Source organism: Cytobacillus luteolus (genome assembly GCF_017873715.1).
Classification (GTDB): Bacteria; Bacillota; Bacilli; order Bacillales; family Bacillaceae_L; genus Bacillus_BV; species Bacillus_BV luteola.
In genome coordinates, this window is the sequence record NZ_JAGGKM010000003.1 from 177,299 (window position 1) to 190,237 (window position 12,939).

The 12,939-nt window shown below is 37.0% G+C and carries 13 protein-coding genes; all 13 read left to right on the forward strand.

Going from position 1 to position 12,939, the window contains the following annotated elements; all coding sequences use genetic code 11:
* Positions 1-6: 6 nt before the first annotated feature.
* The 13 genes from aroH (at position 7) to J2Z26_RS09385 (ending at position 12,851) form a co-directional block, all read left to right on the forward strand.
* Positions 7-378 (forward strand): chorismate mutase, encoded by a 372-nt coding sequence (aroH, locus tag J2Z26_RS09325; protein ID WP_193539534.1) that lies wholly within the window; start codon positions 7-9, stop codon positions 376-378.
* Positions 379-707: 329 nt separating this feature from the next.
* Entirely contained in the window at positions 708-2,231 is a 1,524-nt protein-coding gene (gene trpE, locus J2Z26_RS09330; protein ID WP_193539533.1) for an anthranilate synthase component I, read from the forward strand.
* Positions 2,224-3,249 (forward strand): anthranilate phosphoribosyltransferase, encoded by a 1,026-nt coding sequence (trpD, locus tag J2Z26_RS09335; RefSeq protein ID WP_193539532.1) that lies wholly within the window; start codon positions 2,224-2,226, stop codon positions 3,247-3,249. Before trpE ends, trpD begins: the two co-directional genes overlap by 8 nt.
* Positions 3,239-4,009, forward strand: a complete 771-nt coding sequence (trpC, locus tag J2Z26_RS09340) for an indole-3-glycerol phosphate synthase TrpC (protein ID WP_193539531.1) — start codon at positions 3,239-3,241, stop codon at positions 4,007-4,009. The genes trpD and trpC overlap by 11 nt, the downstream gene beginning before the upstream one ends.
* The gene (locus J2Z26_RS09345) at positions 3,999-4,655 is read left to right on the forward strand and encodes a phosphoribosylanthranilate isomerase (protein WP_193539754.1); all 657 of its coding nucleotides are present in this window, start codon (positions 3,999-4,001) and stop codon (positions 4,653-4,655) included. The genes trpC and J2Z26_RS09345 overlap by 11 nt, the downstream gene beginning before the upstream one ends.
* Positions 4,633-5,862: a tryptophan synthase subunit beta gene (trpB, locus tag J2Z26_RS09350; RefSeq protein ID WP_193539530.1), complete on the forward strand. Its 1,230-nt coding sequence runs from the start codon at positions 4,633-4,635 to the stop codon at positions 5,860-5,862. The genes J2Z26_RS09345 and trpB overlap by 23 nt, the downstream gene beginning before the upstream one ends.
* Complete coding sequence (trpA, locus tag J2Z26_RS09355; RefSeq protein ID WP_193539753.1) at positions 5,855-6,643, forward strand: tryptophan synthase subunit alpha; 789 nt, start codon at positions 5,855-5,857, stop codon at positions 6,641-6,643. The genes trpB and trpA overlap by 8 nt, the downstream gene beginning before the upstream one ends.
* Positions 6,644-6,651: 8 nt before the next feature.
* On the forward strand, positions 6,652-7,752 hold the full coding sequence (gene hisC / locus J2Z26_RS09360; RefSeq protein WP_193539529.1) for a histidinol-phosphate transaminase: 1,101 nt from the start codon (positions 6,652-6,654) through the stop codon (positions 7,750-7,752).
* A gap of 77 nt (positions 7,753-7,829) precedes the next feature.
* Positions 7,830-9,122 carry a 3-phosphoshikimate 1-carboxyvinyltransferase gene (gene aroA / locus J2Z26_RS09365; RefSeq protein WP_193539528.1) on the forward strand — a complete coding sequence of 431 codons (1,293 nt, stop codon included), beginning with the start codon at positions 7,830-7,832 and terminating at the stop codon, positions 9,120-9,122.
* 353 nt (positions 9,123-9,475) lie between these two features.
* A complete protein-coding gene (locus J2Z26_RS09370) occupies positions 9,476-10,387 on the forward strand; it encodes a hypothetical protein (protein ID WP_193539527.1) in 912 nt (303 codons plus the stop codon).
* 21 nt (positions 10,388-10,408) lie between these two features.
* Complete coding sequence (locus J2Z26_RS09375; RefSeq protein ID WP_193539526.1) at positions 10,409-11,662, forward strand: tetratricopeptide repeat protein; 1,254 nt, start codon at positions 10,409-10,411, stop codon at positions 11,660-11,662.
* A 64-nt stretch (positions 11,663-11,726) separates the two neighbouring features.
* Positions 11,727-12,269, forward strand: a complete 543-nt coding sequence (locus tag J2Z26_RS09380; RefSeq protein WP_193539525.1) for a ReoY family proteolytic degradation factor — start codon at positions 11,727-11,729, stop codon at positions 12,267-12,269.
* Between the two features lie 111 nt (positions 12,270-12,380).
* Positions 12,381-12,851: a YpiF family protein gene (locus tag J2Z26_RS09385; protein ID WP_193539524.1), complete on the forward strand. Its 471-nt coding sequence runs from the start codon at positions 12,381-12,383 to the stop codon at positions 12,849-12,851.
* The last annotated feature ends 88 nt before the right edge of the window (positions 12,852-12,939 follow it).

The following is a 12,939-nucleotide window of genomic DNA, read 5'->3' on the forward strand; positions in this document are numbered from 1 at the left end:
AGAACTATGGTCCGTGGGATAAGAGGTGCAATTACAGTTGAGGAAAATGAAGCGAATCAAATAATTGCTTCGACAGAACAGTTGCTTCGTGAAATGATCGATGCAAACAAGGTTGAGGCAAGGGATGTTGCTCAAGTTATTATATCTGTGACCGAAGATATTAATGATGCTTTCCCTGCTGCAGCACTTAGGCGTCTTGAGGGATGGAACTACGTACCGGTAATGTGTACAAAAGAAATACCCGTACCAAACTCCCTTTCAAAATGTATTAGGGTCATGTTAACGGTGAACACCAATACAAATCAAGAGGATATAAATCATATATATCTTAAGAATGCTGTGCAGTTAAGACCTGATTTAACCAGGAAAAACAGTTAGTCAGAATATTTCGTATTGACAAAGAAGTTAAAAGTATACTAACATTAATTAATAGTTTAGAAAGTTAGCTTAGAGATTAGTTGAGATGAAAGTAAAAGTAGTTGTAAATAGCTTAGGGTAGCTGAGAGTGAGAGAGTTTAGCTGAGGTTAGTTGAGTAAATAGGTCTAATTATAACCATCCTACCCAAAGACTCTTTATTTGTCTTTGGGTTTTTTACGGTCTTTTTCTAAAGATTGTAAGGTTATTCACCTCCTAAATCCTCATTCTCCATAAAACGGTAATGTAGTAGTTTACCTACTACAAGACAGAAATATGGAGGAGTGAGACCATGTCAAAGAAAAACGAAGAGTTTTCCTCATTTTTATCGGATTGTCAAAGATACAAAACAATTCCGATCATTAAAAAAATAGTTGGCGATACGCTAACACCCATTCAACTATTCCAAAATCTAGAAAAAGAAGCCTCTTTTTTGTTAGAAAGTAAAGATCAACATTCAGAATGGTCTAGGTATTCTTTTGTTGGCCTTGATCCGTTTTTATTTATCGATGAGATAAATGGAGAATTTATGATTAAGGGTAAAAATCAACTTACTCTTGTTAAATCACCAACGTTAAAAGGTGCGTTTTCATGGATTAAAAATTATTTAGTAAGTAAAGAATTATCAATCCCTGTACCATTTACTGGAGGTGCAGTAGGGTATATTGGGTATGATGCTGTATCTACAATTGAGAAAGTACCTGAAAACGATAATAACGATTTGAAAATGAAACGGTATCACTTCTTTTTTTGTGAGACAATACTCGCATTTGACCATGATACGAAAGAGCTTACAATTATTCATTATATCCGTCTTAATGGCGATGAGGACGACCGATGTAAAGCTGCCTTATATGAACAAGGGATTGCAAAGATGAATTTCTACGTAGCTAAAATACTGCAAAATAATAAACATGATATGCTACAATCGCCTCCCAACTTTAAGGATGTAAGCTTTGAAAATATTAAAACAAATTATGAGAAAGAACGATTTCTACAAGATGTAAATAAAATCAAGGATTATATTGCAGCGGGTGATGTATTTCAAGCAGTGTTATCCCAGAGGTTCGAAATTCCTATTAAAGTAAGTGGGTTTCAACTGTATAGAGTGCTAAGAATGGTAAACCCTTCACCTTACCTTTTTTATATAAAGAGTGAAGATGTAGAAATTGTTGGTAGCTCTCCAGAGAGATTAATTAAGATACAAAATGGAGATTTGGAAATACATCCGATTGCAGGAACAAGAAGAAGAGGAAGAACTCCTGAAGAAGATGAGGCACTAGCAGTTGAATTACTCCAGGATGAGAAAGAAAAAGCTGAGCACTATATGCTAGTTGATTTAGCAAGAAATGATATAGGGCGGGTTTCCAAGTATGGAACAGTGCAAACCCCGGTACTTATGGAGTTAGGTCGGTTTTCACATGTTATGCATTTAATCTCGAAAGTCACTGGCATTCTTTCTGAAAAAATTGAACCTATTGATGCTTTACTTGCTGCTTTTCCAGCGGGAACGGTTTCTGGAGCTCCTAAAATTCGTGCGATGCAAATTTTGTCTGAACTAGAACCCACCGCCAGAAATTTATATGCCGGAACAATTGCTTATGTAGGGTTTGATGGGAATATCGATTCTTGTATTACAATTCGTACGATTCTCTTGAAGGAAGGTGTTGGCTATATTCAAGCTGGTGCTGGCATTGTAGCTGACTCAATTCCTGAAAATGAATGGAAAGAAACCTTAAATAAAGCAAGTGCACTCATTAAAACAATTGAAATTGCGCATGAGATGTTTGCGAGCCAGGAGGAATCGTATGTTTAAACAACTTTTAAATAAATGCATAAATGGTGAAATATTAACGATAGATGAAGCGAAATCTTTAATGAATGAGATTATGTCTGGCAGAGCAACGGCCAGCCAAATTGCAAGTCTCCTATCCATTTTACGCTTTAGGGGAGAAACGATTGATGAGATGACAGGTTTTGCGAGTGCGATGCGTGACCATATGATGGTTTTAGAATATGAAGATCCAAATATAATAGACACTTGTGGTACTGGAGGAGACGGGGTATCAACATTTAACATTTCCACAGCTACTGCCATAACTGTTTCCGCACTTGGGGTTAAAGTCGCTAAGCATGGAAATCGTGCAGTGTCATCGAAAAGCGGGAGTGCTGATGTACTTGAGCATTTAGGGGTTGATATCCAGTCATCAAAAGAGGAAGCAAAGCTAGCTTTAAAAGATAGAGGTATGAGTTTTCTATTTGCACCGTACTATCATTCTGCAATGAAAAATGCTGTAACACCTCGGGCTGAAATAGGGTTTAGAACAGTATTCAATTTGTTAGGTCCTTTAGCCAATCCGGCACGTTGTAAAAAACAGGTCATTGGTGTTTATTCATTTAAATACGCCGAGAAAATGGCTCATACACTTAACAACTTGGGTTCAGAGCATGTATTGCTAGTAACAGGCAGAGATGGCCTTGATGAATGTAGTATTAGTTCTGAGACCGACGTTGTTGAATTAAAAAACGGACAGATTAAGAAGTATGTTCTTACACCGGAAGAAGTTGGTTTAGAACGCGGAAGCCTAAAAAATATACAAGTAAATACTGTGTCAGAAAGTGCTAGGTTGATAGAACAAGTGTTATCTGGGAAAGGGAATCAAGATGCGTTAAATATTGTTTCCTTTAACGCTGGTGCTGCCCTTTATGTCGCTGGGAAGGTACCTTCAATCAATGATGGAGTCAGTCTTGCAAAAGAGTCCTTAATAAGCGGTAAGGTGAAAAGTCATTTTAATTCCTTAAGAAGTGTAAAGGAGACATTCCATGCTCACTAAAATCATTGAGACTAAATATGAAGAGGTTAAAAAAATTATCCTGCCAGAGTATGATATTTTCGACAGGAAATCCTTATATAAAGCACTTCACAATTCCAATAGAGAGATTGGGTTAATTGCTGAAGTTAAAAAAGCTTCACCTTCGAAGGGGATAATAAGGCAGGAATTTAACCCGACACAAATCGCACTAGATTATATGAATGTGCATGTAGACGCAATGTCTGTTTTAACCGATGAACTATACTTCCAAGGTTCAAGTCAATACTTAAGAGATATAAAAGAATTAGTTGATGTTCCTGTCTTAAGAAAGGACTTTATAGTAGATTCCTTGCAAATAGAACAGAGTGTCAGAGTAGGAGCGGATGCAATCCTATTAATTGGAGAAGTATTAGAGCCGACTCAATTACATGAATTTTATAGTGAAGCATATGAGAAAGGCCTTGAATGCCTAGTGGAAGTACACTCTTATGAGATATTAGAAAAAATACTTAAGGTATTTGAACCTAAAATACTAGGTGTAAATAACCGTAATCTTAAGACATTTTCTACCTCCATTTTACAGACAAAAGAGTTAGTAACTTATATTCCACCTGGGAGCCTACTCGTAAGTGAGAGTGGAATTCATAGCCACCAAGACCTTTTAGATGTAAAAGGATATGGTGCAAAAGCAGTGCTCGTTGGTGAAGCCTTTATGAAAGTAGAAAAACCCGGAGATGCTGTAAGGGAATTATTTGGAGAAAAAATCAATGATGAAGGTTAGGCTTAAATATTGTGGAAATAAATCGCTAACTGATTTACAAGTAGCTTGTAATAGTAACGCAGATTATATTGGCGTTATTTTTGCAGAAAGCAAAAGAAAAGTTTATGCAGAAGATCTGTCTCGGTGGTTAGTACAAGTAGACCTTCAAACAAAAGAGCTGGTAGGTGTATTCGTTAATGGAACAGCAGATGAAATAGCAAATGTAGTTTCTAGGGTTCCCTTATCTATTATTCAGTGTCATGGTACTGAAAGTGCTGAACAACTTATTGAAATTAAATCAATTATAAATTTACCAATATGGAAAGCTATCCATCATTCAGATGATGCCCTCGAGGTTATGCGTAGTTTGCGAGGTATTGTTGATGGATTCGTTATAGATAGTAAAGTAAAAGGCATGTGGGGCGGAACAGGTATTACTTTTGATTGGAATAGAGTAGGAGATTACATGCTTGAAGCCGATTCACAAGGTGTCCCTTGTTTTATCGCAGGAGGAATAACACCGCAGAATATATCTACTTTATTACAATTTCATCCTAATGGGATTGACCTTTCTAGTGGGATAGAGGTGGATGGGATTAAAAATAAACAACTGGTTAGAGAATTAGAAGAAAGGTTGGGATTGTATGAAGCAAGTTCCAGATCATAGAGGAAGGTTTGGCGATTTTGGAGGGAAATTTGTACCAGAAACATTAATGCAACCATTAGAAGAGATTGAACAAGCACTAGATGAAGCGTTAAAGGATCCCTCATTTTCAATAGATTATCACGCAATATTGAAAGAATACTCAGGAAGACCTACGGCATTAACCTATGCCGAAAATATCACCAAGAAACTTGGTGGTGCGAAAATTTTCCTAAAGCGAGAGGATCTAAATCATACAGGTGCACACAAAATCAATAATGCTATAGGTCAGGCTCTTTTAGCTAAGAGGATGGGAAAGAATAAAATAATAGCCGAGACTGGGGCAGGTCAGCATGGAGTGGCTGCTGCAACAGTTGCTGCAAGATTTGGATTGGAATGTAAGGTTTTTATGGGAGAAGAAGATATAAAAAGGCAACAATTAAATGTTTTTCGTATGGAGTTATTAGGAGCAAAGGTTGAGCCTGTTACTAGTGGAAGTAAAACATTAAAGGATGCCACTAATGAGGCAATACGATATTGGGTTCAACATTGTCATGATCATTTTTACATGATTGGTTCTGTAGTTGGGCCTCATCCTTATCCAAAAATGGTTCGTGATTTCCAACGGATTATAGGTGATGAGGCTAAAAGACAATTTCTTGCTAGAGAGGGAAATCCACCTACAGCTGTGGTTGCTTGTGTAGGGGGAGGAAGTAATGCAATTGGAATGTTTTATCCTTTTATACAGGACGATGTGAAACTAATCGGAGTTGAAGCAGCAGGAAAAGGTATTTCGACAAACCAGCATGCCGCAACCATTACGAAAGGAACAAAAGGAATTATCCATGGTTCATTAACTTACTTACTACAGGATGAGAGTGGTCAAATAATTGAGCCGTATTCCATTTCTGCAGGACTAGATTATCCCGGGGTAGGTCCTGAACACTCATATTTAGCAAGTATAGGTAGAGTGCAGTATGAAAGTATTACAGATGGCGAGGCACTTGAAGCTCTGCAGTTACTGGCGAGAGAAGAGGGTATTATTCCTGCCATTGAATCTGCTCATGCTTTAGCAAAGGCCTTTCAACTGGCTAAGAAAATGGATTCAAAGGAGACGATTCTTGTTTGCCTTTCGGGTAGAGGTGACAAAGATGTTTATTCACTAGTTGAACATTTGAAGGGGGGCGAAGGAATTGAGTCAAACCTATTATCAGAAACAATCCATGCATAAAAATATGTTTATACCATTCATAGTAGCAGGCGACCCAACACCAGATGCTACCATTGATCTTGCATTATCATTGCAAGAAGTAGGAGCTGATGTTATTGAAATCGGTATACCTTATTCGGATCCACTTGCGGACGGCCCTGTTATTCAAAGAGCGGCGGCAAGATCATTGAAGAATGGAACTACTTTAAGGAGCTCGCTCGAATTAATCGGAAAAATGAGAAAAAAAGGGCTTAAAATTCCTGTTGTAGTCTTTACGTATTTCAATCCTGTGCTACAATTAGGAGAAGAATCCTTTTTCGCTTTAGCGCAAGAAAATAAAGTGGATGGCTTATTAATACCAGACCTACCTTTTGAAGAAAGTGAAGACCTTCGTCATGCATGCAGGGAGAACGGAATCGAATTCATATCAATGGTTGCACCAACTTCGATTAGCCGTATTGAGAAAATAGCAACAGGCGCGCAGGGCTTCCTTTATTGTGTTTCTTCTCTAGGTGTGACTGGAGTAAGGGAAAGTTTAAATACCGAAGTATATTCCTTCTTAACTCAGGTTAAAAGGTTCAGTAAAGTACCTGTAGTGGTTGGTTTTGGGATTTCAACTGATTCCCAAGTGGAAGCTTTAAAAGACCATTGTGAAGGGATCGTTATTGGTAGTGCGATTGTGAACAAAATTGAGATGCTCGAAAGTAGATTACTACATGAAGACACAAGAAAAGAGGCCCTTGAGGAGTTCAGTAGTTATATCGGCTCGATCATTTCACCTATTACTCGTTTAGGGGTGTAACTTCAAAGATGAAAGTGAAAAATCAGTTATTACAGTTAAAGCCTTACCTGCCTGGAAAATCAGTTGATGCAGTTAAAAAGGAATACGGCTTAGAAAAAATTACGAAGCTTGCATCAAATGAGAATCCTTTTGGAACCTCTGAAAAAGCAAAAATGGCTATATTTAATTGCGTTGATTCTCTCGTATCATATCCAGATGGGTATTCAACAAATGTTAGGGAAAAAGTTGCAAAGCATTTAGGTGTTGATGAATCACAGATTATCTTCGGTAATGGTTCAGACGAAGTTATTCAAATCATTTGTCGATCGTACTTATCTGCTGGGAAAAATACAGTTTCAGCTTGGCCTACATTTTCGCAATATCGTCACAATGCAATTATTGAGGGAGCGGAGGTGCGTGAGGTGCCGCTGCAAAATGGTAAACATGACTTAGAAGGTATGCTTGCCTCAGTAGATAACGACACAAGCGTTGTTTGGGTGTGCAATCCCAACAACCCTTCCGGAACTTATGTAAATAATCAGGAACTTGTATCATTTTTAGATAAGATACCAAGTCATGTATTAGTTGTAATAGATGAGGCTTACTTTGAATATGTAACAGCAGAAGATTATCCAGAAACGATAAAGCTTTTAAAAAATTATCGTAATTTAATCATATTGAGAACCTTCTCGAAAGCTTATGGATTAGCGGCATTAAGGATTGGCTATGGTGTTGCTAGCAGTCAACTGATAAAAGAAATAGAACCAGCACGAGAGCCCTTTAATAATAATAAACTAGCACAAGCTGCAGCGGCTGCTGCAATGGAAGATCAAGAGTTTATCCTTGACTGTAAACGAAAAAACAAAGAGGGCTTAGAACAATATTATGCTTTTTGTTCAAAACATAATCTTTCCTATTATAAGTCTGAGGGGAATTTTATCTTAATTGATTTTAATAGACAAGGCGATGAAGTGTTTCAGTACTTATTAGAAAGAGGCTATATTGTTAGGTCAGGAAATGCTCTAGGTTTTCCGACTGCAATTAGAATTACAATAGGTACACAAGAACAAAATGAAGGAATTATTAGCACATTAACAGAGATGCTTGAAGAAAATAATGTAGTTTGTTAATTTTATCATAAAGAGACGAGACTCTTTCTATTTAAATAAGGGTACTCGTCTTTTTCTAAATCTTAGGGGTGATACATATGCAAACAAAGCAATTACATACAAAAGTAAACAAACTTACTGGGGTGTTAACAATACCCGGAGATAAATCAATTTCACATCGAGCAGTTATGTTTGGTTCGATTGCAAAAGGTAAAACAACAGTCTTAAATTTTTTAGAAGGTGAAGATTGTTTAAGTACAATTGATTGTTTTCGAAAAATGGGAGTCGATATCTCAAAGGAGTCTGATTCTGTTGTAATAAATGGACGAGGGTTTGAGGGACTTCAGGAACCAACTGAGATTTTGAATGTAGGTAATTCAGGTACAACTACTAGACTTCTTCTAGGAATGTTAGCGGGAACCCCCTTCCATAGTTGCCTTATTGGAGATGAATCGATCGCGAAAAGGCCAATGAAGAGAGTTACTAATCCACTACGCGATATGGGTGCTTTTATAGATGGACGAGAGGATGGAAATTATACCCCTATTTCTATTAGAGGAGGAACGTTAAAGCCTATTCGATACAACTCTCCGGTTGCAAGTGCCCAGGTAAAATCGGCTATTCTTTTAGCTGGGTTACAATGTGAAGGGACAACTTCAGTTACCGAACCACACAAAAGCAGAGACCATACAGAAAGAATGCTTCGAGCCTTTGGTGGAGAAGTTGAGGAAAATGGGTTAACTTGTTCTATAAACGGAGGCCAACAACTTCGTGGGATTAACATACATGTACCAGGCGATATTTCTTCTGCAGCCTTTTTTCTAGTTGCTGGTGCGATTGTTCCTAATAGCTCAATAACCTTACATAGAGTGGGTTTAAATCCAACGAGAACAGGGATTATTGATGTATTGAAAGAGATGGGTGCAGATTTAACGATTGAGAATGAACAAATCGAGCATTTTGAACCAGTTGGAGATATCAATATAAAAACTTCGTCCTTAAAGGGAATTGAAATTTCAGGTGATATTATACCAAGATTGATAGATGAAATACCTATTATTGCTCTACTAGCTACACAAGCATCAGGGGACACAATTATAAAAGATGCTAGTGAACTAAAAGTTAAGGAAACAAACCGAATAGATACAGTGGTAACAGAGTTGAAGAAGTTAGGCGCTTCAATTGAATCAACAGACGATGGAATGATAATACACGGTCAAACAGGAAAATTAACAGGGACTACAGTTGATAGCTACGGAGACCATCGAATAGGCATGATGCTAGCAATAGCTGCCTGCATTGCAGAAGGACAAATGACCCTAAAAGACCCCGACGCAATTGCAGTATCCTACCCAATGTTTTTTGAACACTTAAATTCATTAATTGATTAAATGATAGGACCGTTCTATTTGGACGGTTCTTTTTGATTAGCTTTCTACATACTTAAAAGGTTGTAACTAAAATTAAAACAAGAGTGGATTGGAGCGGAAGGCACTTGACTCCTGCGGGAGATAGAGGAAAGGTCGAGACCCCACAGGCAAAGCCGAGGAGGCTCGACTTCCTCCCCGCGGAAAGCAAGTGCCTGCAGCGCAAAGGAACGGTCAAGATTCAAATTGAATAACAATTACTTTTCTTAAAAGATTTACCCTTTCTCATGATTCTACTCATAGAACCTATTTCTCTGTCATAGCTTGTCTTAAGGAGTTTATTTGACCTTACTAAGAGCGACAAAGGGGGAGGAACTATGGCATATATAATTGACCGGGCAAATGTACTGAAAGAGAACGGGATCATGAAATGTTCAATACTTGTTAAGCAGAATCGCATAGACTACATACAATCGAATTTGGATCGATTAACCTATACTAAGATGGATGCAACTAACTATATAATGACACCTGGACATGTAATGATTGATTATTCCCTTTGTGAAGCCAACAAGCCTTTTACACAATTTAAACAAGAAATGACAAATCAATATTTATCAAAAGGTTGTACGACGCTTTTAACAGTCTGCGATGTTAAACATGAGCGTGACCTCTCGAAGAACCTGGAAGCGGCGAAACATCGTCTATTAAACAGTCCCATTGATTATTATATGGGAATAAAAATTCCTCTTAAAATTATGACCCCAACATTAATTAGAACCTGTAAAAGAAAAGGTATTTCACTAGTCGTTGTAGAAATAGAAGATGAAGATCTTTATCAAATTCCGTGGGGTTGGATAAGAGATGCTCTCTATTCTTATGCCGTTCCAATTGTCCCGAAATGGATTCAAACTGAAAAATCCACTTTCAGGAGAGATCGCCACATAAAAGAATGGAAAGAAGTCACAGAAGACAATAATATTCCAACTATACTGACCATTCCAGAAGATAATCAGCCTTTATCGTTGAATGCTTTAAGAAAAATAGGTATTTACCCAGATAAAGGTGATATAAGAATAGGCGGGGAACTTGACTATAATTTTTACAACATAGAGCAGCTAGGCTCATCAGTTGATGAAATGCCCCTACTAGATTATCATAATCTTAACCCTATTATTACAATGCACAAAGGTGAATTTTTAAAGGTCGATAATCGTCTAATATATAGACCAGGCTTTGGGAATGGATGTAAAGTAAAATTACCTGGATATTTTGCATCTTCCTTTTAAGCAACTAAAGGAGACTAGTAAATGAATAACTTAGATGTAGCAATTGATTTAGTAGATAACGGTGAAATTGAAAAAGGACTTGAAAGCCTCGATGAAATTCTAAAAAGTTGTGATGATCAGGAAAAATATATAATTGCAGAACATTTCTATAGATGGGGTTTTCTAGAGAGAGCAAAAAAAATAGTTGAAATTCTTCACGAATTTTACCCAGATGAGAGTGAGTTAACCCTACTTTTAGCTGATATCTTAATTGATCTGGACGAGGAAGAAGATGCAATTGAAGCATTAAACTTAATATCTGAAGATGATCCTTCTTACGTCCAAGCATTGTTGCTTCTAGGGGATCTTTATCAAATGCAAGGTTTATTCGAAGTTTGTGAACAAAAGCTTCTGCTTGCTAAGAATAAGCTTCCCAATGAGCCAATCATTGACTTTGCATTGGCAGAGTTTTATTTAAGTCAAGGAGATTATAAGAAGAGTGTTACCCTTTATAAAGAGGTAGTTAAAGAGCAGGAGATTATTGGAGGTATAAATGTTAACAGCCGAATTGCTGAAAGCTTGAGTGCTGCTGGAGAGTTTGAAGAAGCTCTACCATTTTACCGCCTAGCAGTAATTGATAAACCTGACATTGACACATTGTTTCGCTATGGTTTCACTGCCTATCAGGCAGCACAATATAAGACTGCAATCGAGGCTTTCCTTCAACTTAAGGAAATGGACGCAGAATATACATCTCTGTACCTATATTTAAGTAAAGCCTATGAACATGAAGGGATGCTTGAAGAAAGTTATAGAATAACAATGGACGGTTTAAAGATGGATGACTTTAATAAGGAACTCCATCTATATGCTGCTAAAATATCCATGAAGACTAGTAAATCAGAAGAAGTAGAAAAACATTTGAGGGAAGCAATTGCATTAGACCCTGGATATTTTGAAGCAATTCATATGTTAACAAAGTTCTTATTTAAAGAAGAGCGATACGAAGAGGTAGTCGAATGTATTGAGCAGGTTTCATCCTACGGAGAGTATGATCCTCAGTTTGATTGGGATTTGGGTCATGCAAAAAACAAATTAGAACAATTTTCTGACGCATTAAATCATTATCGTCATGCATATACTTCTTTTAAGGATGATGTAGAGTTTCTTGAGGAGTATGGTTACTTTCTACTTGAAGAAGGAAAACATGAGGATTCTATCCAATTATTTAAGCGTTTGATGGTGCTCGACCCTACAAGGGTAGATATTGAGGAAATGTTACTTGGTTTAGAATGAAATAAGAACGGAATAGCTTTGAGGAGTAGTAAAAATTAGAATCACAGAGGAGGGAAGCATAGCGATGACTACCCCTGTATCTGTCAACGAGAAGAAAGATTTTATTCGCTGGTTTCTGAATAACTATCAATTAAAAAGAAGAGAATGTGTTTGGATTTTAAACTATTTAATGAGTCATGATCAGTTAATGAAAAATGTGCATTTTGTTGAACAGGCACAATATTGTCCTAGAGGGATCATCATGTCCACACATTGTGTGGATGATGTGCCATTCCGATTCTACAAGGAAAATGTGATGACCACTGACGCAGAGAAATCGTTTCATGATATCCGTCTGAATCGTGATGAAGAAATCTACATCCAATTAAATTTTCGTTCTTCCTTTCATTCGCCGCAATATGTAGCGGTGCTAGAAGAAAACCCATACATGCCAAAACATCTACAAGTCAACGAAAAGGATGAAATGATTGCAGAAAGATTCCTTGAATTATCTATACAAACATTTCAGAAACAAAAGTTACTAAAGCTTATTGATGAAGCATTAGATAAGCAAAATATTGACGAATTTAACAGGTTAACAGACCAACTGAAAAAATACACAACATGATATCAAAAAAAGTCAACCACTAACCTTCTCCTTGGTGGTTGACTTTTTTGCTGTAATTGAACGAATATGGTATCTTTTTAATGGAATTATCAACAGAAAGAGGCGAGATGAATGAAGTGGGTTACGAGAGATATTGATTTATATTTGCAAGCCAAGGAGTATGTAGATACTGCAATTATACCCTTAATTCCTGTAACTTGGGAAAATGATGTGAAGACAACAGTTGCAATGGGGGAGTTTATTACGATCCTCACAAACGAGATGGAACGACAATTTAAAGGAAGAATTATTCTTTTTCCCCCTTTTACATATACCGCCCGTGAAAGTGTTGAGTCTCGAATTGAGAGGTTAACTACTTGGACTTCAGAGTTATCAGAAAGAGGAATGAAATACTTCTTTTTTGTCTCGTCCGATAGTATATGGAAACAACACGAGGAACAATTGGAAACGGGTTCTTTAATCTGGTTACCTAGCCTACCACTTGAATATGTAGAGGAGAAATATAAACAAGCTATGCTTCAAGACCAGATGAAACAATTGATTACTATATTTATGTCAATCTGGCAAAAAAGCAATGACTAAATAAAATGTGTTAGTGATTTAGATAGAATAAATAATTATTTTTTTAATCCTTATAGACACATAGTTGCCATGTTTTACGAGAATGATA